This is a genomic window from Bacillus sp. FJAT-27986, assembly GCF_001685035.1.
In the GTDB taxonomy this organism is placed as follows: Bacteria; Bacillota; Bacilli; order Bacillales; family Pradoshiaceae; genus Pradoshia.
Map to the genome: position 1 here is coordinate 145916 of NZ_MAYV01000012.1, position 26735 is coordinate 172650.

The 26735-nt window shown below is 37.7% G+C and carries 24 protein-coding genes; 20 read left to right on the forward strand and 4 right to left on the reverse strand.

The annotated features are described in order from the left end of the window. Positions 1-49 precede the first annotated feature (49 nt). A complete protein-coding gene (locus tag A8L44_RS07060; protein ID WP_066103596.1) occupies positions 50-2356 on the reverse strand; it encodes a glycoside hydrolase family 2 protein in 2307 nt (768 codons plus the stop codon). A gap of 217 nt (positions 2357-2573) precedes the next feature. Here A8L44_RS07060 and A8L44_RS07065 point away from each other — a divergent pair, with 217 nt between their 5' ends. From A8L44_RS07065 to A8L44_RS07075, 3 genes are all read left to right on the forward strand, one after another. Then, positions 2574-3809 (forward strand): helix-turn-helix domain-containing protein, encoded by a 1236-nt coding sequence (locus A8L44_RS07065; protein WP_066103598.1) that lies wholly within the window; start codon positions 2574-2576, stop codon positions 3807-3809. 94 nt (positions 3810-3903) lie between these two features. Next, positions 3904-4575: a DUF3885 domain-containing protein gene (locus A8L44_RS07070; protein ID WP_066103600.1), complete on the forward strand. Its 672-nt coding sequence runs from the start codon at positions 3904-3906 to the stop codon at positions 4573-4575. Between the two features lie 296 nt (positions 4576-4871). Continuing rightward, on the forward strand, positions 4872-8369 hold the full coding sequence (locus A8L44_RS07075) for a S8 family peptidase (RefSeq protein ID WP_066103602.1): 3498 nt from the start codon (positions 4872-4874) through the stop codon (positions 8367-8369). Between the two features lie 37 nt (positions 8370-8406). Here the strand turns inward: A8L44_RS07075 and A8L44_RS18890 are convergent, their stop codons facing one another. Beyond that, positions 8407-8562 (reverse strand): hypothetical protein, encoded by a 156-nt coding sequence (locus A8L44_RS18890; RefSeq protein ID WP_175354253.1) that lies wholly within the window; start codon positions 8560-8562, stop codon positions 8407-8409. Next, complete coding sequence (locus A8L44_RS07080; RefSeq protein WP_066103604.1) at positions 8549-8878, reverse strand: hypothetical protein; 330 nt, start codon at positions 8876-8878, stop codon at positions 8549-8551. Before A8L44_RS07080 ends, A8L44_RS18890 begins: the two co-directional genes overlap by 14 nt. Before the next feature lie 230 nt (positions 8879-9108). Between A8L44_RS07080 and A8L44_RS07085 the strand changes: the two genes are divergently transcribed. The 3 genes from A8L44_RS07085 to A8L44_RS07095 are packed head-to-tail and all read left to right on the forward strand — an operon-like array spanning position 9109 to position 11903. Then, positions 9109-9783, forward strand: coding sequence for a PspA/IM30 family protein (locus tag A8L44_RS07085; protein ID WP_066103606.1), 675 nt, complete (start codon positions 9109-9111; stop codon positions 9781-9783). 20 nt (positions 9784-9803) lie between these two features. Next, a complete protein-coding gene (locus tag A8L44_RS07090) occupies positions 9804-10337 on the forward strand; it encodes an NfeD family protein (RefSeq protein WP_066103608.1) in 534 nt (177 codons plus the stop codon). Between the two features lie 15 nt (positions 10338-10352). After that, positions 10353-11903 (forward strand): flotillin family protein, encoded by a 1551-nt coding sequence (locus A8L44_RS07095; protein WP_066103610.1) that lies wholly within the window; start codon positions 10353-10355, stop codon positions 11901-11903. A 96-nt stretch (positions 11904-11999) separates the two neighbouring features. Here the strand turns inward: A8L44_RS07095 and A8L44_RS07100 are convergent, their stop codons facing one another. Continuing rightward, complete coding sequence (locus A8L44_RS07100) at positions 12000-12452, reverse strand: OsmC family protein (protein WP_066103613.1); 453 nt, start codon at positions 12450-12452, stop codon at positions 12000-12002. 430 nt (positions 12453-12882) lie between these two features. Between A8L44_RS07100 and A8L44_RS07105 the strand changes: the two genes are divergently transcribed. From A8L44_RS07105 to ahpC, 14 genes are all read left to right on the forward strand, one after another. Further along, on the forward strand, positions 12883-13833 hold the full coding sequence (locus tag A8L44_RS07105) for a peptidylprolyl isomerase (RefSeq protein WP_077248015.1): 951 nt from the start codon (positions 12883-12885) through the stop codon (positions 13831-13833). 153 nt (positions 13834-13986) lie between these two features. Further along, on the forward strand, positions 13987-14559 hold the full coding sequence (locus tag A8L44_RS07110) for a nitroreductase family protein (protein WP_066103616.1): 573 nt from the start codon (positions 13987-13989) through the stop codon (positions 14557-14559). A 144-nt stretch (positions 14560-14703) separates the two neighbouring features. Beyond that, positions 14704-15288, forward strand: a complete 585-nt coding sequence (locus A8L44_RS07115) for an RBBP9/YdeN family alpha/beta hydrolase (protein WP_066103618.1) — start codon at positions 14704-14706, stop codon at positions 15286-15288. 28 nt (positions 15289-15316) lie between these two features. Further along, a complete protein-coding gene (locus A8L44_RS07120) occupies positions 15317-15961 on the forward strand; it encodes an SDR family oxidoreductase (protein WP_066104299.1) in 645 nt (214 codons plus the stop codon). A gap of 408 nt (positions 15962-16369) precedes the next feature. Beyond that, entirely contained in the window at positions 16370-17785 is a 1416-nt protein-coding gene (ablA, locus tag A8L44_RS07125; RefSeq protein WP_066103620.1) for a lysine 2,3-aminomutase, read from the forward strand. Next, on the forward strand, positions 17782-18051 hold the full coding sequence (locus A8L44_RS07130; RefSeq protein ID WP_066103622.1) for a YokU family protein: 270 nt from the start codon (positions 17782-17784) through the stop codon (positions 18049-18051). Before ablA ends, A8L44_RS07130 begins: the two co-directional genes overlap by 4 nt. Positions 18052-18123: 72 nt before the next feature. Next, positions 18124-18807, forward strand: coding sequence for a CoA transferase subunit A (locus A8L44_RS07135; protein ID WP_077248016.1), 684 nt, complete (start codon positions 18124-18126; stop codon positions 18805-18807). Then, positions 18804-19460: a 3-oxoacid CoA-transferase subunit B gene (locus A8L44_RS07140; RefSeq protein ID WP_066103624.1), complete on the forward strand. Its 657-nt coding sequence runs from the start codon at positions 18804-18806 to the stop codon at positions 19458-19460. The genes A8L44_RS07135 and A8L44_RS07140 overlap by 4 nt, the downstream gene beginning before the upstream one ends. 85 nt (positions 19461-19545) lie before the next feature. Continuing rightward, on the forward strand, positions 19546-20892 hold the full coding sequence (locus tag A8L44_RS07145) for an aminotransferase family protein (RefSeq protein ID WP_066103627.1): 1347 nt from the start codon (positions 19546-19548) through the stop codon (positions 20890-20892). A gap of 3 nt (positions 20893-20895) precedes the next feature. After that, positions 20896-22194, forward strand: coding sequence for an aminotransferase class III-fold pyridoxal phosphate-dependent enzyme (locus A8L44_RS07150; protein WP_066103629.1), 1299 nt, complete (start codon positions 20896-20898; stop codon positions 22192-22194). Between the two features lie 3 nt (positions 22195-22197). Further along, the gene (locus tag A8L44_RS07155; protein ID WP_066103631.1) at positions 22198-23649 is read left to right on the forward strand and encodes an aldehyde dehydrogenase family protein; all 1452 of its coding nucleotides are present in this window, start codon (positions 22198-22200) and stop codon (positions 23647-23649) included. 22 nt (positions 23650-23671) lie between these two features. Continuing rightward, positions 23672-25174, forward strand: coding sequence for a M81 family metallopeptidase (locus A8L44_RS07160; RefSeq protein ID WP_066104305.1), 1503 nt, complete (start codon positions 23672-23674; stop codon positions 25172-25174). Further along, positions 25171-25647, forward strand: coding sequence for a GNAT family N-acetyltransferase (locus A8L44_RS07165; RefSeq protein ID WP_066103634.1), 477 nt, complete (start codon positions 25171-25173; stop codon positions 25645-25647). Before A8L44_RS07160 ends, A8L44_RS07165 begins: the two co-directional genes overlap by 4 nt. A gap of 498 nt (positions 25648-26145) precedes the next feature. Continuing rightward, on the forward strand, positions 26146-26709 hold the full coding sequence (ahpC, locus tag A8L44_RS07170; RefSeq protein WP_066103636.1) for an alkyl hydroperoxide reductase subunit C: 564 nt from the start codon (positions 26146-26148) through the stop codon (positions 26707-26709). Positions 26710-26735: the final 26 nt, after the last annotated feature.

The window sequence follows — 26735 nt, forward strand, 5'->3', positions numbered from 1 at the left end:
AAAGATAGCGACCGGGTATAAACCCAGATCGCTATTTCCATTTTTTAAATTAAGCTTTTTTAATTTTAATTAACTCTTTGTTAATGGCATACATCATTTTTTCAGTAAATATATCATCCGCCATGGATGCCAGCATATCAATTGACATACCTTCTGCCATACCGAACATTGGATTATCCTCATTGAATCCTTTTAAATACTTCTCTAATACTTTCTTAGTTTCTTCATTTTTATATAACTCACCGAGTGTATTGCGAGTAGAATATACATCATCAGTGATAACAAGTTCTTCAATTTCCATGTCTTCATCTAAATCAGGCATGTCAAACCAGTTAGCAACCACTCCGCCACCATCACTTTCTGGAACTAGGTAGCTTGGATTTGGCTCATCCACTTTATTGAAGTGAGCAGTATCTTCGAATGTATTTCCTTCGGATGTACCGATTGCCTTTACAGTATTCATGCCGTCTTCCAGTGCCACATCATTAAAGGTAAAGGCAGCGCGGTTACGTTCTGTTGTATAGGTAGTCCCGTTTACTACTAACGTTACATCCTCGCAGTTAGAATACACTTTAACTGTAATTTTTTCGTCTGCACGGTCTACAAATCGTTTGCTTGTAATATGCACGAATTTTTCATCAGACCAATTTGCTTTGTACATATAGAATGCATCTTTTTTAATTTTACGGTCGTAAGTCATTAAACCTTTATTATTTCTGCCTTTTACACCGCCTTCATCACGAATGTTGGCTCCGAAATCAAACATATTCCATACATATGTTGACCAAAGGAATGGGCGGTCAGCGAATATATTCCATACAGTTTCATGATATAGAGTATGGTATTCTTCTGTGTAATCTTTTACTTTTGGATCGTTTGTATGGTACTGGATAATACCTTCTGCACCGTACTCAGAGATACCAAGGCTAACTTGTGGGTTCGTTGCATGATAAGCATCAATCCACTCAGCAAAATCTTCTGCCTTACCTTGATACCATCCGTAATATTTATTGTAACCAATCGTGTCGGTGATATAGTTGTATTCATCTGTATCAGGAACAAACATAACGTTGGCCTGTGTAGTTAAACGTGTTGGATCTTCTTTTTTCGTTAACTCATTAAGTTCTTTAACAAGTTTTCTTACTTCTGGTCTGTTACCGCCAATTTGAATCTCATTTTGAACACCCCAGAACATAATGGAAGGGTGGTTGTAATTTTGTCTGATTAACTCAACCATTTGTTGTTTAGCGTTTATACCCTCAAGCTCAGTCTTGGACATGATAGAGATAAACGGAATCTCGGCCCAAACAACCATACCTTCACGGTCACATAAATCATAGAAATATTGATCGTGTTGGTAGTGAGCCAAACGAATGGAAGTAGCGCCCACTTCTTTGATAAATTCCATATCTTCTTTGTGCTCTTTTTTAGTGATTGCCCAGCCCATATCTTTACGATCCTGGTGACGGGAAACCCCATTCAGACGAAGGTGTTCTCCATTTAAGAAGAAGCCTTTTTCAGGGTCCACTTTAAAGAAACGGACACCAAATGGAATGGAAAGTTCATCAATTACATCGTTATAGCTTGTTAAAGATAGGTTAGCTTCATACATATAGGCATTTTTACGGCCATTCCAAAGGATTGGGTTTTCGATTTTGATTGGCAATTCAACAACAGTAGTTTGTCCTGCTGGAAGAACAATCTCTTTTGCTCCATAAGCAGCTGTCTTACCTTCTGCATCAAGCATATCAGCCCATAAACGAACTTTTTTCTCTTCTTCATGATCATTTGTAAGTCTAGTTTTTAGGGTAATGGATGCTTGTTCCTTCGTCACTTCATCTTGAACGATATAAACACCTTGGGAACCATGATCCATTAAATCAAAGTGAACATGGCTAGCAATAACTAAATTAACATCACGGTAAATTCCGCCAAAGAAAGTGAAGTCAGCCATTTGAGGATATACATCTTCAACAACTGTATTGTCGACTTTTACGGCAATCGTATTTTTACCTCCGAAAGTAACAACATCTGTAATATCGAATCTGAAAATAGAGTAACCGCCACGATGTTGGCCAAGGTGTTGTCCATTAACATAAACGTCTGTGACACTATTGCTTCCATTAAATTCGATATATACTTTATTGCCGGCATTTATAGTATCTACAGTAAATTCTTTTCTGTACCAGCATGCTCCTTTATAAAAATCAAATCCATTTGCGCCATCAATCGCATTCCACGTATGAGGGACGTTTACGGACTCCCAATTAGCATCATCATAAACTTGGTTCATTGCATCTTGTACGTTTTCTTTAATGAATTTCCATGCGTCATTCAGATTAATTACTTTTCTCATGTATTGAACTCCCTGTTTATAAATTAATTCAGTAAACAATCAGGATATAAGAACAGATTGTCTTCATATATAGTGTTTACTGAATTAATTTCATTATAGGTATTAATTTTAGAAAAATATCGTACAATTTTTGTTTTTTTAGTATTATTTTTAGTTCGTGATGGCGTTTTCATTGTATAATGAAAATAAAAAAGTGAATTTTAAAGGATGATTTAGATTGAATCAGGAACAGATAAAAGTATACGCTCAGCTATGTAATCTGGTCAGTTCAATTGTTAAATTGGATGTAAAACTGCTTGACCTGGATGGAAATAAAATTATCCTAATGGCTAAACACCAGATACCAAGTGGATTGGCAAATAACGAAGAGGAAAATAAATCAATCACGGAATTTTTAAAGGCAAGTAATAAAAATGAATATTTACATTATATTAATTCGGCTAAATTGGAATGTATTTTTGCTGGAATCTGGAAAGATGATCAATATGCAGGCACAGTGATGGTTGGCCCTTTTTTGTCTGATTTACCTTCAGATTTATTTATCAGCCAAATTATCTCCTCTCAAAGTTTACCCATTAGTGACAGAAAGCAATATCAAGATTTCTACGAGACTTTATCAATCCTAAGTGATGAAGAAATAAGAAGTATTGGAGAGTTATTAGTAAATTTGTGTCCTCACGACTATATTTCGTCATCACAGCTGGTTACACCGACTATTAATAAACAAAGTAATCCAGTAAAACCTATTCAGCATGAAGAAGAGGATCGTGAAAAGATCATTGAACACCGTTATAAAATAGAAAAAAGAATTATAGATGCCATTGCAAGAGGGGATAAGGAAGGGGCATTAAACCAATTAACGGGTTTAACTGATGTACATCTAAAAAATAGGGTGCCGGAAAATCCAATTCGATCGACTAAAAATTTAACGTTTGTTCAGAATACATTATTTAGAATTGCTGCTGAAAAAGGCGGAGTTCATCCGGTTTATCTACATGATATTTCAGAAAAATATGCTATTCTGATTGAAAGAGCAGATAATCTTCCATATTTACACAAGCTTATGAGGAGTATGCTTGATGCATATTGTGAACTCGTCAATGAGTTCTCAACACGAAAGTTTAGTCCAATTGTCAAAAATGCTGTGCAATATATTAATTTCAATTTGGAAAGCCCCTTGATGCTTAATGAAATAGCAGAGTCTATTCATGTGAATCCATCACATTTATCAAAAAAATTTAAAATGGAGACAGGCAAAAGTATCACCGATTTCATCAATTTAAAAAGAATAGAGGCGGCCAAGTTATATTTATTAAATGGAAATATGTCAATCACAGATGTTGCTTACCTAGTTGGATTTAATGATGTAAATTACTTTAGTAGGATTTTTAAACGGATTACATCTATGACACCTTCTCAATATGTAAAAGGAACCGGATTAACAGGTGAGTAAATTTTTTTCTACGGCAAAATAGACCCGAATTAATAATTCTATTTAATTAGTAAGATTGGCCATACACTTAATAATAGAAAGAGAGAATCAATCTTTGAAAGTAATAGACTATCTGAAGGAGAAATTTCCATCTATCGAATTAATGCCAAGTATATATAATCAATGGGACATAGGAATCCACTTTACGCTCGGTGGCACTAATTATCAGTTCAAAAAAAATGGTGAACTAAATTGTGAAAGATTTAGGCTAGTGTACAAGCAACTTGATACGATCTTTAATCAATTATTTGAGCAATATGATGACGTATTCCTTGTAACGAATATGTACACGTATAAAACTAATGTAAAGCATACGAGAAAGTTGAAGGTATATGAACCTTTTCTAAAGTATAGAAATTCTTTAAATCATATTCAGGTGAGAACATGTCCATATCCTTTTGAGTTAGATGAAGAAGAATATGAAACGCAGCAATTTTCCTTATTGTGTAAAACAAAGGACATACGCATAACTGAATTATTAAAAGCAGCAACTCACGAAGATTTTCCTCTAAAGCCAAGATTCGGAGGGGACGCCATTCATTATCCGGATGTCTTCTTAGTGAACATCACTAAAGACCTTATTTTATTTGTCTATGATGACCGTGGGTGTGAGGTTATTGCTATAGACGCTGAACGACTGCGCCCGCTATATGAACAACATAAGGATTGGGTGGAAGATGTGGATCGGCAGAAGATTGAACGAGCGTTGAACCGGAGAAGCAATTGATAAATTAAAAGAAGTGCAGTCATCGTCTATGATGCTGCACTTCTGCTGTATTGCTTATTTTTTCTGATGCAATATATACATATTACCTTGGTCCCAGTTTAATTAATAAAATCACCTTAAATTATAAGTGGCTGTTTGGCATAAATGCTGAACAGTTTTTTTGCCGATTTCAAAATAGCAGAGAAAGAATTTTGTCGAATCTTTTTCATAATTAACAGCAGGTTATTTACATAAATGTAACGAAATGGTAATAGTCTTCAATTTAAAAATCAGTGAAGACAAAAAGGGGAGAAAGAATGAAAAAGATAGTAGCTGTCATAGCCGCTACCGCATTGCTGCTCACGTCGGGTACAAGTGGGGTATTTGCTGCGGCAAAGGTGAGTTCAATAAACCAAAAGGGAGATGAAATCCGCAGTTCCGAAAAAATTTACAAACCAACAACGAAGAAATATGACGAATATATTCAGGCAGACACCTTGGTTATTAAGCATAGTGGATCGTTATCTAAGAAAACCCTGACCAAATATAAGGGGAAAGTGATGAAGGCTGGCGGGAACCTTGGTTATTCAGTTGTAAAATTTAAAACAGCATCCGCAGCTAAACAAGCTTACACGGAATTAAGTAAATCTAATTCGGTCACATCGATTTCGCCGAGCGTAAAGTATAAAACTTCTTCTGTCAAAACCGATCCTAAGATCAGTCAACAATATTATAACAAGCTGTTAAACTTACCTGCTGCACAGAAAAAAGCAGGGAAAAATAAAGTATTGGTGGCTGTGATTGATACGGGAATTGATAAAAATCATCCTGAATTAAAAAACAAAATTGTATCAAGCTATAATGTCCATAATCCAGTTAACGCCTCATTGCCGGAGGATCATGGCACACATGTAGCCGGCATAATTGCAGCTGAGAAGAATAATGGAATTGGCGGATATGGCATAAATCCAAATGCCTCGGTTTTATCTATTGATGTATTTAATAGAGAATGGGGTGCGTATGATTACAATATCGCAGAAGGTGTTTTATATGCGATTAAAAAGAAAGCGAAGGTAATTAATTTAAGCTTAGGTGGCCCATTCAGTTCACCGGTTCTTGAAGCCGCAATCAAAAAAGCGAAAGCGGCTGGAATTGTGATTGTTGCTGCGGCTGGTAATGAAGGATCTGATATGAAAGGTTACCCGGCTGCATATGAAGGAGTCATTAGTGTCGGTGCTGTGAATAAAAGCAAAACACTGACATCCTGGTCATCCTATGGTGTATCGACAGATTTGGTAGCACCTGGGGATAATGTTTATGCACCAATCTATGATTATGAGAAAAAATCGACTTTTGCTTCATTTAGCGGCACATCGATGGCAGCTCCAATGGTGACTGGTACGGTTTCTTTATTATTATCTAAATATCCTAAATTAAAACCGGAACAGGTAGAATACATCTTGAAGAAAACAGCTACCGATTTGAGTACGAAGGGCTACGATAAGAAATATGGATATGGACTAATCAACCCATCATCTGCTTTAAGCTTTGATATTAAAAAAATTCCATCCTTAACTACTGCCGTGTGGAATAAGGATACAATTATGAAAAGTGCTAAAACGGTTGGCAGCAGCTATACGGTGAAAAAAACATTTATGAAACCTTTGGAACAGCACTGGATTAAGCATACCGTAAAAAAAGGTGAAACATATCAAATCAATTTAATGGGATCTAAAGTGTTTGATTCCCAATTACTTGTGAATATGTATGGAAAGGATAAATCAAGCACGAAAAAAATCGATGATGTCACTGAAGGTAAAACAGAGGGTTATTACTTTAAAGCACCATACGATGGTACTTTGACCGTTGGTGTTAAAGATATTAGCGGAAATTACGATGTGGCCGGAAGCAAATTATCTGAATATGAATTAGTATTCAAAAAAGTAACTGTTTCAAAAGATGAATCCGGTAAAGAAAACCCGATTATAATACCAAAATTGTCATATGATACTACCGGTAAAAAAATGCATCTTGTTGGCGAAAATGGAGATGATGATTATTTTCAATTTACAACGGGTGAAAAAGAGGAAAACATTAAGCTTTCTGTAAATGGTACACCTGGTGCAGACGTCAGCATGTTTGTCTATGCTTTGACAGACATTAGAGATGAAGAGGAGTTGGAAGAAAAGGAGGAAATTACTGAAGGTGAGGGTATGAGTAAGGAAGCAGATGGAGACATAGAGGATGGTAACTCAGAAGAAGAGCCAACGCATGTTAATATTCTTGAACAGGAAATTAACAGCGGCACCATCGGAGAAAGTGAACAGGATGTATTCACTGCTGAGCCTAAAACAACCTATACCATTAAAATTTCTAACAAATATGAAGGATATTCCGAAAGTTTCTTTGACTTTTTTATCCTTTCAGAAGGATTCGAATCATCGGCTACCAAGATAACTGGTGCAATCAGACAAAACGGTGATCCCTATATTTTCAAGGCCAGCCTAGTCAAAATGCCAGCGGACGAGGATGGAATTCATTCCATTTATGATCGTGATGAAGAGTATGACGAAGAAGAAGAATATGTTGGTGATGATGAAGAATATTGGGAAGAAGAAGGCGACGATGAAGTAATTGAAATGCTGAATGAAATGGCCATTCCGTATAAATTAACAAGTGAAAAATCGGGTTATTTACAGTCACGCTATGATGAAGATTGGTATAAAGTCAATGTAACATCAGCAGGAATCCATGCCTTTGATTTAGGTACAGCTAAACATTCGTACTCCATTTATCAGGTCGTTGAATCTGAAGGTGAAGACGGAAATGAAATCCGTTTACTAGAAGCAGTTGCTGATAATTATGATCCATTTACCGGCAAAAAGCTTAATACGTTTTATGCCTCACTTGAAGCTGGAAAAACCTATTATATGAAGATTGAGATGGATTGGATGTCTGATTCCTATTCTACGGATAAATATTTCTTTGAATCAAGATTGGTAGGTAAGCCTGCTGATAAATACGAGAACAACGATTCTATGAAAAACGTAAAGACTCTTCCTGGTACTACTGTTAAAGGAGATTACGCAAAATTATCGGATACGGATCTGTTTAGATACACAGCCAAAGCATCTGGTAACTATGCATTAACGGTGGATAATAATAAACCAAGCACACCAGGACTCCCTGCACTAGTTAAAGGTGATGTTTATTCGTATATTGCCGTAATGGAAGATAAAAATAATAACAAGAATGTAGATGATGCGGATTTAGATACGATTAAATATATAGATTCCTATTATGATCCTGCAGGTGCATATGGCTCACATTATTTCCAAAAGGGTAAAGCGTATTTTATCGCGATTATGGGTGATGGGGAATATTTACCATTCTCTTTAACTCAATATACGTTTAAGCTCAGTCAAGTGAATCACAAAGATGAAGATGCCGGGACTGTTATTAAGAAAAATAAACCATCAAAACCAATCAGCTTTAAGAAATCGAAGGGAAAATGGGAGAAAACAGGCCGATTTAACGCATTTAATACAAAGAAAAATGATGAAGATTGGTACAAGCTTAAAGTGGATAAAGCCTTCAGCGGTCAAATCACTTTAAGTGGCGGCAGGGAATTGGATGGAGCCTTTGAGGTTTATCAAAATGGCAAAAAAATCGCCGGCTCTGACCGATATGCTGGAAATGATACAGAAGTTTTAAATATCAGTCTTAAAAAAGGTACCTATTATATAAAATTAAAAGATGCTCAAGGTTCTGCTTCTCTGTCACCGTACACAATCCGCGTGCAAGAAAAGAAATAGGTACTTAGAAGGTTTCCAGGTTTTCTGGAAACCTTTTTTACACTTCTTCCTTCTGAATGGGGAGTTGGTTTTGAAGATTTCGTTCGTTTTTAATTAGTTTGACAAGAATGCTCCAGAATTGTTTTTGGATAATGGGATCTGATGTGATTGGCTTAATTTTCTCCCATAAATGATGAAGGTCATTCTGTCTCATGTTTTTCACCCCACTTTTGCTTTGCCATCTTTTTGCATATTTTTTTGATGAAACGATTCGGATGAGAATTGGATAGTTCTTTTATTAGTTTGGATGCTATTTCTTGATCTGTTTGGTGTTGACTTTGAGAAATCAATATACGAGCCATTGACGAAATAGCCATTATATCTGAATCTCTTAATGTAGCCAATTGGCTGGCCGCCTTTAACTCTTCCGGTGTTTTTTTAAACGGTGAAAGAGTAGTTAAAGAGTAGCTTATTTCATTATTTAAGTCACTTATAATTGCATCGATTGATTCTGGTTTTTCTATATTCAATGAAAATCTCCTTTCAGAATAACTATGTTGTTATTTTTTAAGCTTACTATAAAGGCTATTGCGGAGTAAAAGATTGAGCAAAAAGCATGATTAGATTATTCATGGTGTGAATAACTATCGTATTTCATTAATAAAAATTTTTTGAATTATTATAATATTGTAAAATAATTGAAACTTTCAGTGATATTCAACCGTATAAAATGGTAAGATTATCCTAGGAGGTTGATAAGATGTTTGAGTTTTTTAAACGAATGAAGACGGTGGTCAGTTCAGAATTGTATGCACTCATTGAAAAAGCAGAAGATCCCATTAAAATGGCCGACCAATACCTAAGAGAAATGAATCATGAAATTGAAGAAGCAGAGAAGACAACTGCAAAGGTCATGGCTGAGGAGAAATTAACCCACAGAAAAATCACCGATTTAAAATTACTGATTGAAAAACGTAATACTCAGGCAATGGAAGCCATTCAAGCTGGTAAAGAGACGCTTGCAAAACAAGCTTTAGAAAACAAACTTCAGCTCGGGATTGAGCTTGCCTCATTGGAGAATTTGCATGAACAGGCTAAACAAAATGTCAAGGATTTGCAAAATCGACTGCGAGAAATGAAAGCTGATTATCAGGAACTTGTGATGCGCAGAGATACATTAAAGGCAAGAGCGCTTTCTGCTAAAGTGCAAGCTTCAGTAAATCGTTCTTTCCATACAGAAAGTCGAAATTCGGCCAAAGCTGGATTTGAACGAATGGAACAAAAAGTAATGGAATATGAAGCAGAAGCGGAAGTCAGTAAAGAGCTTAAAAGTAATCATCTTGAAATTGATAATGAGTTTAAAAAGATGGAAACCGAAAAATTAGTTGAATCAGAATTACAAAGATTAAAGGATTCATTGAATAGCGAAAAATAACTGATAAAGGGTTGATTAGTATGGAATTTTTAGGGGTGGAATTAGCTGATTTTTTCTTATATTCACTGATTATATCCGGTATCCTTACGTTTTTCTTCATATTATTTAATGATCTGTTTGCCGGATTAGACCTCCCTGACTTTTTAAACCCAACCCTTATACTAAGCTTTTTGACCATTGCAAGCGGATCAGGGTATGTGCTTGTTTCTTTAACCTCATTGCGGGCACTTCCCATTTTTTTTATTTCCTTCGCAATTGCTTTTATACTTGTCTCTATTATTAATCTATTCGTTTTAGTCCCCTTGTCGGCAGCTCATGAATCTTTAACGATAACCGAGGATGAACTAAAGGGACGGTTGGGAAAAGTGATAACATCAGTACCTGTTAATGGGTATGGTGAAGTATTAATAACAAGTAAAAGCGGAACGTTTTCAAAGCCGGCCGTAAGTTTTGACCAAGAAGCGATACCATCTGAGACAAAGGTATTAATCATTGATATCCAAAATGGTGTTCTGCATGTCAGTCCACATGAAGAATTAAATGAACTGGGATAGGAGAGTGGGAGTAGTATGACATTAATCTACGGTATTGTTGGTGCAGTGGTATTTATTTTATTAGCCCTTATAGGAGTTTTTGTTACAAAATATAGAACAGCTGGTCCTGATGAAGCATTGATTGTCACGGGCAGTTACTTAGGCAGTAAAAATGTACATATTGATGAATCCGGAAATCGAATCAAAATTGTACGCGGAGGAGGGACCTTCGTTCTTCCAGTATTCCAGCAAGCTGAGCCGTTGAGCTTATTATCGAGTAAATTAGAGGTTTCAACACCGGAAGTATATACCGAACAGGGTGTGCCGGTAATGGCCGATGGTGTATCCATTATTAAAATAGGTAATACCATTTCTGAAATTGCAACGGCTGCTGAACAATTTTTAGGGAAAACGAAGGATGACCGTGAACAGGAAGCAAGAGAAGTACTGGAAGGGCATCTACGCTCCATTCTTGGTTCGATGACAGTTGAGGAAATCTATAAAAACCGTGAAAAATTTTCACAGGAAGTGCAGAGGGTTGCCTCACAGGATTTAGCGAAAATGGGATTGGTTATCGTTTCATTTACAATTAAAGATGTACGTGATAAAAATGGATATTTGGAATCGCTTGGTAAACCGAGAATAGCTCAGGTGAAAAGGGATGCGGATATCGCAACAGCCGAAGCCGATAAAGAAACACGGATCAAACGGGCTGAAGCATCCAAGGAAGCGCAAAAAGCTGAACTTGAACGTGCAACTGAAATCGCAGAGGCAGAAAAATTAAATCAATTGAAAATTGCTGAATTCAGACGTGAACAGGATATTGCTAAAGCAAAAGCCGATCAGGCATATGATTTGGAGACTGCACGTTCTAAGCAAGATGTTACGGAACAAGAGATGCAAATTAAAATCATTGAGCGGCAGAAGCTGATTGAATTAGAAGAAAAAGAAATTTTACGCCGTGAAAAGCAATATGATTCTGAAGTGAAGAAAAAGGCGGATGCAGATCGCTACGCAGTTGAACAAGCAGCTTCTGCGGAAAAAACAAAGCAATTAACTGAAGCCGATGCCAATCAATATCGCATCGAAGCAATGGCGAGAGCGGAAGCAGAGAGAGTACGTTTAGATGGTCTTGCAAAAGCAGAAGCACAAAGAGCACAAGGGGTTTCCGAAGCGGATATCATTCGTTTAAAAGGTTTGGCGGAAGCGGAAGCAAAGCAAAAAATCGCAGAAGCCTTCGAGCAATTTGGTCAGGCTGCTGTTATGGATATGATGTTAAAAATGCTTCCGGAATATGCAAGGGAAGTGGCTAAACCGCTGAGCAGTATTGATAAAATTACGATTGTTGATACAGGGAGCGGCGGTACAGGCGGCGGCGCCAATAAAGTGACCGGATATGCGACGAATTTAATGGCAACTTTACAAGAGTCATTAAAAGCATCCTCCGGTATCGACATGAAAGAGTTAATTGAAAGCTTTGCAGGTAAAAATTCAGGCGTCAGTCCCAGAATAAACCTTGAAGAAGAGTTGGCTAAAACTGAGATTCCTATTGTTAAGGGACTTGATCGTACTCCAGATCAACTCTAAATAAACAAACCTGAGTTCATATGGGCTCAGGTTGTTTCTTGTTTATTACGGATATTAGGATTGAATAAACTCAAAATCTTCTAGAGTATATAACCATTATTCAGAAATACGCTTAACCGTGATTTCTAATTCTATGTCTACATTGTCTTTGAGAGCACGGCTGACCATGCAGGATGCTTCAGCTTTTTGGGCTAGTTTTTGGACAAGTCCGATATCTTCTTTTGTTGCAGAGTCCTTTAGTATAATCGTTGGCCGATGAATGATCTTTTTATAGGTAAACACACCGTTTGTTACATCGACAATTCCCGCTGACTGTAAGGTTAACCCTTCTTTTTCTAAATAGCTGCGTTCCATCATGGCTGCCAGCGTAATAATATAACAGGTTGCTGCAGCACCAAGTAACATTTCATCAGGATTTGTTCCGATTCCAGGTCCATCCATTTCCTCCGGTATCGAAACTTTAGTATGAAGGTTTTTAGTATGTATTTCTCCTATATCGTTTCGTAATCCAGGCCAAACAGCCTCTAAAATAAATTGATGCTCTGCCATTATAAAGTCCCCTTTATTTTACTATTATCTTCATTTTAATGCGTAAATGAATCTTATTCACACAAAGTGCTTAAATATAGTTGAAAAGGAGTTTTTATTTTTAATCGTCTAACCATACTTTAGGACAAGGTTGGAACATATTATTATGTTAGAAAATTAATGGTTGAAGATCTATTTTTGTAGAACAGTATCCTTTAGGGAGTGAAAACATACAGTGCAAATTCAACTAGTGGTTATATTTTCACTTTATGATATTTTTATATACTATATTAGATAATATTACATATAGTAATGCTAATAATATTCATTGTTTCATTGACTAAACAATATTTGACAGTGGGTATTTTATATTTGACATATTCCTGACACATTATATGATTATAGTATTGTTAACAGACAACATAAATTTTATTTCGATAGGAGTTATATTATGACCAACGAGACAAAGAATACTTCAGATACAGAAGAGAAAGCTACTGAAATAAAAACAGATCAAACAAAAAAACGTAAAAATAAAAAATGGATTGCTGGTATTGCAGCAGCTGCCGTATTAACTGCAGCTATAGCTGGCGGAGCATATGCTTATACTAAATCTCAAACAGTAGGCAGTGTCAATGGCGACCGTATTACTAAAAGTGAATTATATGACACAATGGCCAATGTGTATGGAGCTTCTGCTGTAGATAGCTTAGTTACGATGAAGGTTATTGAAAAGGAAGCAGATGAGCGCAATATAAAAGTTAATGATAGTGAAATTAATAAAGAAGTAGATGCATATATAGAAAGCTATGGTGGAGAGGATGCTTTAAAATCAGCACTTGAAGCTAGCAGTTTAACTCTTGATGATTTAAAAGAGGATATAGCGGTAAATATTAAAATCGAAAAGTTAATGCAGGAAGATATTGAAATCACTGAGGATGAAGTAAAAGCTTATTATGAAGAGAATAAAGCAAATTATGATCAATCTGAACAAGTTGAAGTTAGCCACATCCTTGTTGAAGACGAAGACAAAGCAAAGGAATTATTGAAAAAAATCAAAGACGGCGAGGATTTTGCTGAACTCGCCAAAGAAAATTCCACTGATACAGCATCTGCTGAAAATGGTGGAGAGCTCGGCTATATTTCTGAAGGAGAAATGGTAGAAGAGTTTGAAAAAGCAGCATTCGCTTTAGAAGTTGATGAAGTAAGTGATGTGGTTAAATCAGAATATGGCTACCACATTATTAAAGCTACAGGCCATAAAGAAGCTAAAGAATCCACTTATGAAGAATCAAAAGAGGATGCTAAAGAAGCCGCTCTAAGCGAAAAGATATCTTCTGAGTACAGCACATGGTTGGAAGATTTAAAGAAAGATTATAAAATTAAAAATAAATTTGAATAATTATGTATAAATGATTAAGAGCAAGCCGTTACTGGTTTGCTCTTTTTTGTTTGAGAAGAAGAAATTTTTGTACTTTCTAACATAGGGATATATAGTATAGTAGTAACTAAATTTTACAAAATATAGAGAGAAATAGATAGGGAGGTAATGTTTATGGAACTATTTGAAGCCATTAAAGGAAGAAGAAGTATTGGCAAGGTTAAAAATGAGCCGATACCTGATGAGCTCATACATAAAATTATTGAAGCGGGAACATGGGCACCATGTCATCATCGTACAGAACCATGGAAGTTTTTTGTTTTGAAAGAGGATGGCAGAAAAATCCTCAGTGATGTGTTAGTGGATATCCTGAAATCTGAATTAGATGATCTTGAGTCAGAAGAAAGTAAAAAAAGATTAGAAAAAGTAAGCAAGAATCCCTATCGTGCTCCTGTTATCATAGTGACTGCCGTTGAACCAGTGAAGAATGAAAAGGTTCTGATTGAAGAAGAATACGCTGCTGTCCATGCAGCTACACAAAATATCCTGCTGGCAGCTCACGCTCTTGGACTGGGTGCCGTATGGAGAACCGGGAAACAATGCCATGATAAACGGATGAGTAAGGCTTTTAATCTCTCTGAGGATGGTGCTGTAACTGGGTTTATCTATTTAGGATATCCAGATATGAATCCTAAAGAAGGTTCAAGAAAATCTATTGATGAAGTGACCACATGGATAACCAATTAAATTAACGAAAGCCGGTACAAAGAGGATATTCACTCTGTACCGGTTTATTTTTTGGAAAAAGTTTGATTACTATAAAAGTAGACATAAAATATATTAATCTGATAAACTTAGTATGGAATAAAATCGGTAAAAGGAGGGGTTAATATGGACCGAAGTTTTCTCATAATACATGGACTTGGCGGAAGCGGACCTGAACATTGGCAATCCTGGCTGTATAATGAGCTGGTGGATGCAGGTGAAACAGTTTATTATCCGACCCTTCCTGAATATGATGATCCTTATAAAGATAAGTGGATAAAAAAATTGGAAGATACCTTTCAAACTATTACCTCAGACCATATAACCGTTGTTGCTCACAGTTTAGGATGTGTCCTATGGCTTCATTTTGCTCTCAAAAATGCTCATAAGATAAAAAAATCGGTTAACCGTGTTATTTTAGTGGCACCGCCCTCTCCCTATTTAAAGCATGAAATCATCCAAAGGTTTTTTCCCCTTCCAGTTAAGGGTAAAGAATTAATACAGTCTATTGATCATACACTGCAAATTCAATCCACAAACGATTCTTATTGCTCTGTTGAAGACAGTCAATTTTATAAAGACTTGGGTATTATACAACTTTTGGTTGTGAATAAAGGTCATATCAATATCGACTCCGGTTTTGGAAAATGGCAGTGGATTCTTGATTATTGTCTGGATCAAAATCATGATTTTGCAGTAAATGAAGGCTGAATGTATGGATAGGACGGTGATTGTTTCTATGAATATAGTAGTAGTTGGTGCAAATGGACAAATTGGCAATCAATTGGTTCACCTCATTAAGGAAGATGGACAACACAATGTAAAAGCGATGATCAGAAAAGAAGAGCAGGTAAAATCATTTGAAAATAGTGGTATACAGACTGTTCTTGCTAATTTAGAAGATAGCGTAGAAAATCTGGCGAAGGAAATTGAAGGATCAGATGCGATATGCTTCACAGCTGGGTCAGGAGGAAGCACAGGTCATGACAAAACGCTTTTAATTGATCTTGATGGTGCAGTGAAAATGATGGAATCAGCTGAAAAGGCTGGAATCAAACGATTTATTTTGGTCAGTGCCCTTCAGGCTAACAACCGCGAAAACTGGAGCGATGAAATTAAACCTTATTATGTTGCCAAGCATTATGCAGATCGAATTCTGGAAAACAGCCCATTAACATATACGATTATAAGGCCGGGTGGATTGCTGAATGAACCTGGAAACGGGAAAATCCGTACTGGGGATACAATAAAGGCTGGAACGATACCGCGTGAGGATGTGGCACGAACTATTTTGGCTTGCCTCACGAATGAGGCAAACTATAATCGTTCTTTTGATCTAATATCAGGTGATACCCCGATTGAGGAAGCTCTTAACCAACTATAAAATTTGTCGAAGCAGTTCAGTTTTTAGCTGAACTGCTTTATTTGTTTGTCATAAAAAATATGAAAATCTTTCGACTTAAATTGTCAAAATTTTTTGTCATTGACAGTGTAAGGTTAGAGGTGATAGGTTGAGATTGGGTTAAATACACCATATTTTCATTCACTCATATATTAGATTTTGTATCTGTAAATCAAAATTAAATGTTAATCTTCATTCCGTAGGAGACTTCTTTTCAGCGCTCAGCTCAGGAGCTGAATGATTTAGAATGAGCTTACCATTCAGATGGAGTACAATTTACCAATCGAATGACAATAAAGCCACCGATATGGTTTTTCTGAGCAAAGCTCGAATAATTATCCATTCACATAGCCGAGATGTTATGGAATACGTACCATGGGAGGGAGAATAGTGGACTATAATTTATACAAACCTAAACGCCATTGGAGTGAAATCGAGTTATGGAAGGATGTAGCGGATGATCAGTGGAATGACTGGATTTGGCAGTTAACCCACACCATCAAAACACTTGATGATTTAAAAAAGGTGATTAATCTTACACCAGAAGAGGAAGAAGGTGTACGGATCTCAACTAAAACGATTCCCTTGAATATAACGCCCTATTACGCATCTTTAATGGATCCTGATGATGAGCGCTGTCCAATCCGTATGCAATCCGTTCCCATAGGAAAAGAGCTCCACAAAACGGTGTATGATTTAGAGGATCCCTTACATGAAGATGAAGATTCCCCAGTTCCAGGGTTAACTCACCGTTATCCGGACCGTGTCTTATTTTTAGTAACAAATCAATGCTCCATGTACTGCCGTTATTGCACAAGAAGAAGGTTTTCTGGTCAGATTGGTATGGGAGTTCCGAAGAAGCAGTTGGATAAAGCAATCAATTACATCAGCCAAACACCGGCAGTCCGGGATGTTTTAATCTCTGGTGGTGATGGCCTTCTCATTAATGACAGTATACTGGAATATATATTAAAAAACTTACGCGCCATTCCTCATGTAGAAATTATTCGTATTGGAACTAGAGCCCCGGTCGTGTTTCCGCAAAGAATCACTAAAGATTTATGTACCATTCTTAAAAAGTACCATCCCGTTTGGCTGAATACACATTTTAATACATCGATCGAAATTACAGAAGAATCAAAGCGTGCCTGCGAGCTGCTTATTGATTCGGGAGTACCTGTGGGCAATCAGGCGGTTATTTTGGCTGGGATTAATGACAGTGTCCCAATCATGAGAAAATTAATGCATGATTTAGTCAAAATAAGAGTTCGTCCTTATTATATTTACCAATGTGATTTATCAGAAGGAATTGGACATTTCAGAGCTCCTATTAGTAAAGGCTTAGAAATTATGGAGGGGCTGCGCGGTCATACAAGCGGATATGCTGTGCCGACTTTTGTGGTTGATGCACCAGGCGGGGGTGGAAAAATACCGCTTCAGCCGAACTACATCATTTCACAAAGTTCAAATAAAGTGATCTTACGTAATTTTGAAGGTGTGATTACATCATATCCAGAACCGGAGAACTATGTGTCCGGTCGTGCAGATGAATATTTCAAACAAACATACCCAAATGTATATGAAGATTACAACAGTACAGGTATCTTGTCCATTATGGATGATGAAAAGTTTAATATTACTCCGGATGGATTAGAAAGATACAACAAGCGAAACGCCTATCAACAAAATCCGGAGCATTCGTCACTAAAAGATCAACGAGATAAACGGGACGTTCTAAAAGAAAAGAAATTCAAGGCCCAACAAACAAAAACAACTAAAACTGATCAAGAGGATTCAAAAGTATGAAATGCCAATGGTGTGAACAAGATGGGGCAATTGAGACCAATACCACTGTATTTTGGGAGCTGCCAGATGGAACGCAATCACTAGAAATAAAGGAAACACCAGCCATCCATTGTGGCAATTGCCAAATGGAATATTTAACGGATGAACAGACTGAGGAGATTGAGGACCATTTATTGCTCATTAATACAAAACAATTAACAGGCACTGTACATTTTGAAGAATTGATGAAAGTACCAAGGTTATTAAAGCGAAACTATTTCAAATAGACAAAATATATGTAAGCGATTTCAGTTATTCAACGTCAAAGAAAAGCTATATTCTTTGGCGTTTTTATTAAAATGAAATGGACAGAGGTGAATAGGTTGAAACCGGTACTTTTACCTGATGCAGCAGCATCCTTGCTAAAGAGCGGAGCCCGTATCATGGTTGGGGGCTTTGGATTGGTGGGATGTCCAATAACATTGGTACACGCTCTTGACCGAAAAGGGATAAATAATCTTGAAATTATCAGCAATAATCTCGGTGAGCCAGGCAGGGGACTTGGAGTGCTTGTTCAAAAAAAGAAGGTAAGAAAGGGGATAGGTTCTTATTTCACATCCAACCCGGATGTAGTGGAGGCTTATTTGGGGGGAGAGCTTGAGATTGAACTTCTGCCGCAGGGCACACTGGCAGAAGCGATTCGTGCGGGTGGAGCTGGAATACCAGCATTCTATACACCCGTTGGAGTAGGCACTGACTTATCAAATGGGAAAGAAGAAAAAAAATTCAATGATAATAAATATATATTGCAACATTCTTTGAAGGCTGATTTTTCACTGATTAAGGCCTATAAAGCAGACAAACTTGGTAATTTAATTTATATAAAGTCTGCCCGGAATTTTAATCCTGCTATGGCGACGGCCGGGAATATCGTGATTGCTGAAGTTGATGAAATAGTAGAAGCGGGAGAACTCGATCCTGAGGAAATTATCACACCTCATTTGTATGTTGATTACTTAGTGTTAAAGGAGGAGTCGTTGTGAGTGCAAAAGAGACGATTGCCAAACGTGCTGCACGATTCCTTGGAAATGGTGATATTGTCAACTTGGGGATTGGGATTCCAACATTGGTGGCAGATTTTATCGCTCCTCATCTATCCGTATTTCTACATACAGAGAATGGGATTCTTGGGGTGGGACCTACCCCATTAAATGAACCAGATCCCAATTTGGTGAATGCAGGAAAGCTTCCTGTAACTGTCATGACTGGTGCATCTTATTTTGATAGTGCATCATCTTTTGCGATGATACGTGGGGGCCATATTGATGTCTCGATTTTGGGTGTTCTGCAAATGGATGAAATGGGCAGGATAGCAAATTGGGCAGTTCCAGGAAAAGCGGTTTTGGGTGTAGGAGGAGCGATGGATCTATTAGAGGGCTCTAAAAGAATTATCGTAACAACCTTACATACAACAAAAGCGGGGAAGCCGAAGCTCGTTAAGAATCTTAATTATCCGCTTACATCTGAGCGCAGAGTGGATTTCATTATAACTGAATTGGCCGTATTTGCAGTCGATGATAGGGGGCTTATTTTAGTGGAAACTGGTCCAGGAATAACAGTGGAAACTGTTAAAGAAAAAACGGAAGCGGATTTCAGAATTCAATTAAACAGTGAATTTGTTGGCTTTGATATGTAGCATAAAAAAGTCTTGAACTTGCTTTTTAAGCATATCTTGTATGTAGAAAAATGATAGAACAGCTCTATGAAATGGAGAGACGCAAATGGCTGACCATGTATTTCATCGTGATTTTACGAATAAATACCCAATCATAACGCATGGGCAAGGGATTTATTTATACGATCAGGATGGCAAGCAATATATTGATGCATGCTCCGGTGCTGTTGCCGCAAATTTAGGTCACGGGGATGTGAAAATTGCTGAAGCGATGGCTGAACAGGCAAAAAAAGCAGCCTTTGTACATTCGATGCGTTTTGAAACCGAGGTATTGCATCTTCTGGCAGAGAGAATTGCGGAGATTGCTCCCGTTCCATTAAACAAGGTTTATTTCACCTGTGGCGGCTCGGAGGCGAATGAAAGTGCTATTAAACTTGCAAAGCAATATCATAAAGGTGCAGGAAATCCGGAAAAACATATTGTGATTGGCAGATGGCAATCTTATCATGGGAATACTTTAGGATCCTTGTCTGCTGGAGGCGATATTAAAAGAAGGCAGGTATACACTCAAAATCTACTTGATTTTAAACATGTTTATTCCCCTCATTGTAAACGATGCCCATACCAAAGAAATCTCGATGATTGCAATCAACAACACAATTGGTCATGCATTAAGGATATAGAAAAGTTGATTATTGAGATAGGTCCGGAACAAATTTCTTGCTTCATAGCTGAGCCAATCGTCGGGAGCCAATTGGGAAGTGTAAGTCCGCCAGACTCTTATTTTAAAGAGGTCAGAAAGTTATGTGACGATTATAATATTCTTTTGATTGCAGATGAAGTGATGACGGGTTTTGGGAGAACAGGGACCTATTTTGCTGTAGAGCATTTTGATTTCATACCGGATATTATTACGTTTGGCAAGGGAGTATCAGCCGGCTATTCGCCTCTTGGCGGTATGATTGTTCACGATCGATTAATTAAAGGGATTATTCAAAACAGCAAGGGGAAATTTGCGCATGGATATACATACAGTGGCCATCCGGTCTCTGTCGCTGCCGGATTGGCAGTTCTGAAAAAATTAGCTCACAATAAAATCCTTCCCAACGTAGTTATGCAGGGTGAATATTTAATTAAACAACTTAAACTGCTTCAGGACCGTTACCCTGTCATTTGGGATATAAGGGGTAAAGGCCTTTTGATAGGCATTGAATTTGCTTCCAGTCCGAAAGGAGACCCATTCCCTCCCTCTAGCTCAACATCTGAAGTGATTAATCGGATTGCCATGCAAATTGGAGCTGTCTTTTATCCTGGAAGTGGATCAATCAATGGCTATGAAGGTGATCATTTGTTAATTGCTCCGCCTTTAACAGTCTCCAGGGAAGAAATCGATGCAATCATAAATATATTAGAACTTGCTCTGCAACAATTTATGTATTCGAGGGGGAAGTAAATCATGAGTCATTCTGAAAAAGTTACTGAATTAACAGAGAAAGCGAGAAAACATATATCTCCAGTTAGCACAAGAGTGACAGAATTAATTATAGATCGAGGTAAGGGAGCACGTTTTTGGACGAAGGATGGAGAAGAGTATATTGATTTTGTTTCAGGGGTAGCAGTTAATGCACTCGGCCATTCTCATGAAAGAATCGTTAACGCTATAAAAACACAGGCGGAGCGACTCGTTCATTTTGGTTTGAATTATGGCTATTACGAGACTGTGATCGGCTTGGCTGAAAAGCTGGCACAAATCACGCCAGGTAATTTAGATACTGTATTCTTCTCAAATTCAGGCGGTGAAGCCATTGATGGAGCATTGAAGCTGGCACGTGCGGCTACTGACCGCCCGGGAATTATCGCTTTCAATGGGTCCTTTCATGGACGTACGTTAGGTGCTACTACTGTAACAGGATCAAGCAGTAAATATAAAAAGTACTACGAACCGCTGGTAGGAGAGGTTTACCATACACCTTATCCATATCCCGGTTTAGTAAAAAATATCGATAATGCTGATTTGACAAATTATTGTATTAACCAATTACGTTCGTTATTTGATTTACATATTGACCCATCGAGAGTGGCTGCTATACTTGTTGAACCGGTTTTGGGGGAAGGCGGTTACTATCCCGCACCTCCATTGTTTTTACAGGAATTAAGGAGTATTGCTGATGAGCATGGTATTTTATTAATATTTGATGAGGTTCAAACAGGATTTGGCAGAACTGGGCGGATGTTTGCTTCGGAACACTCAGGAGTAACTCCAGATATTCTCGTTTTAGCAAAGGCTTTATCAGGCGGACTGCCTCTTGGTGCAATTGTGGCAAATAGGGATTTACATAATAAATGGCCTGTAGGGGGGCATGGCTCCACGTTTGGAGGCAACCCAATCTCATGTGCAGCTGCCCTAGCAAGTATACAGGTGATTGAAGAAGAGAATCTGGTAAAGAGGAGTAAAGAACTCGGTGAGCAAATTGTTAATAGGCTGCAAAATAGTTTGCTAGGATACGAGCCAATAAAAGAAGTCCGCGGAATCGGTATGATGATTGGCATTGAATTCAATGAATCCTATAAAAAGTCCATTGTGCCGCTTATCAAAGCACGATGCCTGGATAAGCATTTACTAATCATGAACTGCGGAGTTAACGGGCAAACCATCAGGCTCATGCTGCCATTAAATATATCAACAGAAGAATTGGATGCTGGGTTAACCATTCTCGAAACCGTTATTGGAGACGTGGTAAAGGAGGGTATTTAGTAAATGTCCAAAGAATTTACAAAACAGCTGCTTTACATGAATGGTCATTGGACTCACGATTTAAATCAGAATTATCGGGAAAGCAAGAATCCTGCAACGAATGAAGCGGTGGGTATGTATGCAATCGCAACTTCAAGCCAGGTAGACCAGGCTGTACAGCATGCTCACCTTGCCTTTAAAAGCTGGAGACGAACACCCGCGCCGGAACGTGCTGTATTTTTATGGAAGGCAGCAGAATTATTTGAACGAAAAAGAGATCAATTAGCCGAAGTTATGACCAAAGAAATGGGGAAAGTTCTGGCGGAAACACGCGGGGAAGTGAATGTCGTCATAGAAACATGCCGCTATATGGCTGGGGAAGGTCGCAGAATGTATGGTGAAACCATTGCTTCCGGCAACAACAATCGAACGATTACGATGAATCGTGAGCCGCTTGGTGTAGTTGCATGTATCACTCCATGGAATTTTCCGGTAGCGCTTGCCGCTTATAAAATTTGTGCTGCTTTAATCAGTGGGAATACGATTGTGTGGAAACCAGCTTCTGAGGTTGCACTCTCAGCAGGTATATTTATGCAAGTCTTTCATGAAATTGGTCTCCCAAATGGGGTTTTAAATCTCATTACAGGGAGCGGCAGTCAGGTGGGAATGCAGCTTGCTGAACATGAAGATGTCAAAGTGATCTCTTTTACAGGCTCTACTGAAGTAGGCTTGCTGCTTTCACAGGTAGGTGCCAAACAATTAAAAAGGGTTTCCCTTGAGCTAGGTGGGAAAAATGCAGCAATTGTTCTACAGGACGCTAATTTAGATTATGCAGCAGAGTGTATTGTTAAAGGTGCATATGGAACAACTGGCCAAAAATGTACGGCGACAAGCCGGGTTATTGTTGAACAATCGATTAAAGTGGATTTATTGAAAAGGGTCGTAAAGTTAACGAAGGAATTGAAAATAGGTAATGGCCTTAATGAAAATATAGATATAGGTCCTTTAGTAAATGAGCAGCAAATGAAGGTGGTTGAGAAATACGTAAGGATAGCTACAGAAGAAGGAGCCTTATTGGAGTGTGGAGGAAAGAAATTAGCGAACGAAGAAGGGTGTTTTTTTGAACCAACTATTTTCAGTGATGTGAAAAAGGAACATACGATTGCTAAAGAAGAAATATTTGGACCTGTTCTTGCCTTTATTGAAGTGGACAGCTATGAAGAGGCGATTGAGGTTAATAATGATACGAAATATGGACTGTCGACATCAATTTTCACAAGCAGTTTGTCTATTGCTAACCGAGCTGCTGCTGAAATTGAAAGTGGATTGGTTTATGTGAATAACGGAACTGCTAATGCTGAAATTGGTGTTGCGTTTGGCGGGATGAAGTATTCAGGGAATGGCCATCGTGAAGTATCCCATCATGCTTTGGATAGTATGACGGAATGGAAATCAGTGTATATGACTTATCTATAGGAGGGATTCCCTTGTGAAACAAATGAGGATTGGAATAGCTTTTTTTTATCATGAATCCCATAGTTTCTCTAGAACTAAGACGACTATTCAGGATTTTAAGAATGAGGGTTATTTTAAAGGGAACCAAATTTTTGACGTTTATACAAATACAAGGACAGAGGTTGGCGGGTTTATTGATGTTCTGAGGAAACTTGAAGAGGTAGAGATAGTCCCCCTTCTTTGTGCAGCAGCTGTTCCTTCGGGTCCGGTAACCTATGAAACATACGAAGAAATTGAAACAGAGCTTATGGGTTTAATGGAAGCGGCAGGAAAGCTTGATGGATTATTGATTGCCCTGCATGGAGCAATGGTCATTGAGGGAATTAATGATGCAGAAGAATATTTACTTTTAAAGATTAGAGCAAAACTTGGGGTAGATATCCCGATTGCAACGACCCTGGATCTACATGCCAATATTAGTCCGGCCATCGTTGGAATTACACCCTATCATTTTGGATTTAAAACCTATCCGCATATTGATATGTATGAGCAAGGAGTAAATGCCGCGAATGCATTAATGAATCATCTTTCGCTTGGTGTAGATTATGTAGCGAGATGTGTTAAAATTCCCATGCTGCTTCCCTCAATCAATATGAAGACAATGGAAGGTCCAATGGCAAAAATGATGAAGCTTGCTCACCGTTATGAAGAGGAAGATGGTATTTTAAACATTTCCGTATTTGGTGGATTTCCATATTCAGATGTACCGAGCGCAGGTGCAAGTGTGATAGTAATTGCTAAAAATCAGTTGTTGGCCGAACGTACTGCCAGTGACTTGGCCAAAATATTTTGGAAACTAAGGGAAGAATTTATCGTCAAATTGCCTGATGTTAAAGAAGCATTTCAGCTTGCGTTAGCAATGAAGAAAAATAAACCAATCGCATTAGCTGATATTTCTGATAATCCGTTGAGCGGTGGCAGTGGAGATACAACGAAGCTTTTGAGAGAATGTATAGAATACAATAGAGAGAAAACGCTTTTTGGAGCATTAACGGATTCTAAGGCAATTGATATATGTAGGAGTGTGGGAGTTGGTGGAACCGTCCAACTGTCACTTGGCGGGAAAATCTATCCTGAGTTTGGATTACCGGTTGATGTGCAAGCAACTGTTATCAGGTTAACTGATGGTGTATTTTATAATAGTGGACCATTTAATAAAGATTTGAAAGTAGATGTTAAGGGTGCTTGTTGGATTCGAGTAGGAAATATAGATATTCTCCTAATTGGAAGACCTATGTCTGCTAATGATCCTGAACTTTTTCGTCATATTGGGATAGAACCAAGTGCGTACAGGTATTTGATATTGAAAGCTAAAAATCATTTCAGGGCAGCTTTTGATCCGTTGATAAGTGAAGTCATTTATGTTGATGCACCGGGCGCGGCCACTAATAACATCGCACAGCTACCCTATAAAAATATCCCGGAACAAACATGGCCCTTAAAAAATATAGAATTTCTAAAGGTAGAAGAGAGGAAAAAATCATGACACAAACGAATTCGATGTATTACATTGAAATACCCGAATCCCTAACGCCTGCACAGCAGAACATGATGATGGAGCTCGAAAAGGATGCATTTCCTGGGTTGGGAGCGGTAGATGAACAAACACTGGTTCCTTTGGCGAGATACGGAAAACTAATCCTTTATAGACAACAGGGGGATGAACGACCAGTTGCGGTTTGTGAATGTATGAGAGATTATAATCAGCCGGATAAAGCTTATATATTTGGCTACTATGTACGGTCAGATCAGCATGGGAAAGGATTGGGGACACAATTTTTACATGAGGTTCTGAGCATTCTGAGGGATGATGGTTTTCATAAAGTCAGTTTAACTGTAAGCGAAGCAAACACGGCTGCTGTTAAATTATATAAAAACATCGGTTTTACTGTAAATGAATTAAGGTATGGTGAATTCGGAGACGGTGAGGATCGGTTGTATATGGAGAAAATTTTATAATCAACAACAGGACGTGTGACTAATCACACGTTTTTTTCGTTGATGATTATTGGCTGCAAAGGGACTATTACAGCCAGTGTGGCTCTTCTTTTTATAAAACAAAACCTTCAAATGAAGATAAAAAGTACCTTGATAAATAGATTGTATTGAAACATAAACAGATGAAAAAAATGAACGTTTTTGGGCATACTAGCAAGTGAAAGAAAAAAGCAAAATAAATTATATTTATATAATATAACTCGGTGATTTCCCTCACGTTTTATCATTAAAATACAATTCAATTGATAAATTTACTGTATCGACAGTAATTATGTTTGATCCTGATTACCGTTTATATAGAGAGTTTTTATTGAGTTTACCTAATGGAAAGAGCGGAAAATTTTAAAGGAATATGATAATAATTATAAATAAGCAATTGACAAATTTCTTTTTAATAATTATTATAATATAGTATTAAACATCACTTAGATGATGATATTGTTTAGGAGGATATACGATATGTCACTTATTAATAAAAAATTAGAGGATTTTACAGTACAGGCTTACCATGATGGAGAGTTTAAAGAAGTAAGTCTTTCAGATGTTCAAGGTAAATGGTCAATCTTTTTCTTCTATCCAGCTGATTTCACTTTTGTGTGCCCAACTGAATTAGCTGACCTGCAAGATAATTATGATGCCCTTAAAGAAATTAACTGCGAAGTGTACTCCGTATCTACGGACTCTCATTTTGTACATAAAGCATGGGCAGACGCTACAGATACAATCGGCAAAATTAAATATCCTATGCTTGCAGATCCGGCGCATGTTCTTTCTCGTCAATTTGAAGTATTAATTGAAGAAGCTGGTCAAGCGCTTCGTGGAACATTCATTGTGAATCCTGAGGGTGAAATTAAAGCATATGAAATTCACGACCTAGGTATTGGCCGTAATGCTGAAGAAGTTGTGCGTAAAGTACAAGCTGCTCAGTTTGTTGCAGAACACGGTGATAAAGTATGTCCAGCAAAATGGACTCCTGGTGAAGAAACACTTGAGCCAAGCCTGGACCTAGTAGGTAAAATATAATTATTAATCATTTGCATTTATCTTTC

Bases quoted from the DNA above. Each gene is read 5' to 3' on its own strand.
- A8L44_RS07085 (WP_066103606.1), top strand. From the start codon at position 9,109: ATGTTTGAGTTTTTTAAACGAATGAAGACGGTGGTCAGTTCAGAATTG.
- A8L44_RS07095 (WP_066103610.1), top strand. From the start codon at position 10,353: ATGACATTAATCTACGGTATTGTTGGTGCAGTGGTATTTATTTTATTA.
- A8L44_RS07115 (WP_066103618.1), top strand. From the start codon at position 14,704: ATGGACCGAAGTTTTCTCATAATACATGGACTTGGCGGAAGCGGACCT.
- A8L44_RS07150 (WP_066103629.1), top strand. From the start codon at position 20,896: ATGAGTCATTCTGAAAAAGTTACTGAATTAACAGAGAAAGCGAGAAAA.
- A8L44_RS07145 (WP_066103627.1), top strand. From the start codon at position 19,546: ATGGCTGACCATGTATTTCATCGTGATTTTACGAATAAATACCCAATC.
- A8L44_RS07090 (WP_066103608.1), top strand. From the start codon at position 9,804: ATGGAATTTTTAGGGGTGGAATTAGCTGATTTTTTCTTATATTCACTG.
- A8L44_RS18890 (WP_175354253.1), bottom strand. From the start codon at position 8,562: ATGAGACAGAATGACCTTCATCATTTATGGGAGAAAATTAAGCCAATC.
- A8L44_RS07060 (WP_066103596.1), bottom strand. From the start codon at position 2,356: ATGAGAAAAGTAATTAATCTGAATGACGCATGGAAATTCATTAAAGAA.
- A8L44_RS07160 (WP_066104305.1), top strand. From the start codon at position 23,672: ATGAGGATTGGAATAGCTTTTTTTTATCATGAATCCCATAGTTTCTCT.
- A8L44_RS07120 (WP_066104299.1), top strand. From the start codon at position 15,317: ATGAATATAGTAGTAGTTGGTGCAAATGGACAAATTGGCAATCAATTG.
- ahpC (WP_066103636.1), top strand. From the start codon at position 26,146: ATGTCACTTATTAATAAAAAATTAGAGGATTTTACAGTACAGGCTTAC.
- A8L44_RS07110 (WP_066103616.1), top strand. From the start codon at position 13,987: ATGGAACTATTTGAAGCCATTAAAGGAAGAAGAAGTATTGGCAAGGTT.
- A8L44_RS07130 (WP_066103622.1), top strand. From the start codon at position 17,782: ATGAAATGCCAATGGTGTGAACAAGATGGGGCAATTGAGACCAATACC.
- A8L44_RS07135 (WP_077248016.1), top strand. From the start codon at position 18,124: ATGAAATGGACAGAGGTGAATAGGTTGAAACCGGTACTTTTACCTGAT.
- A8L44_RS07100 (WP_066103613.1), bottom strand. From the start codon at position 12,452: ATGGCAGAGCATCAATTTATTTTAGAGGCTGTTTGGCCTGGATTACGA.
- A8L44_RS07105 (WP_077248015.1), top strand. From the start codon at position 12,883: ATGACCAACGAGACAAAGAATACTTCAGATACAGAAGAGAAAGCTACT.
- A8L44_RS07165 (WP_066103634.1), top strand. From the start codon at position 25,171: ATGACACAAACGAATTCGATGTATTACATTGAAATACCCGAATCCCTA.
- A8L44_RS07075 (WP_066103602.1), top strand. From the start codon at position 4,872: ATGAAAAAGATAGTAGCTGTCATAGCCGCTACCGCATTGCTGCTCACG.
- A8L44_RS07155 (WP_066103631.1), top strand. From the start codon at position 22,198: ATGTCCAAAGAATTTACAAAACAGCTGCTTTACATGAATGGTCATTGG.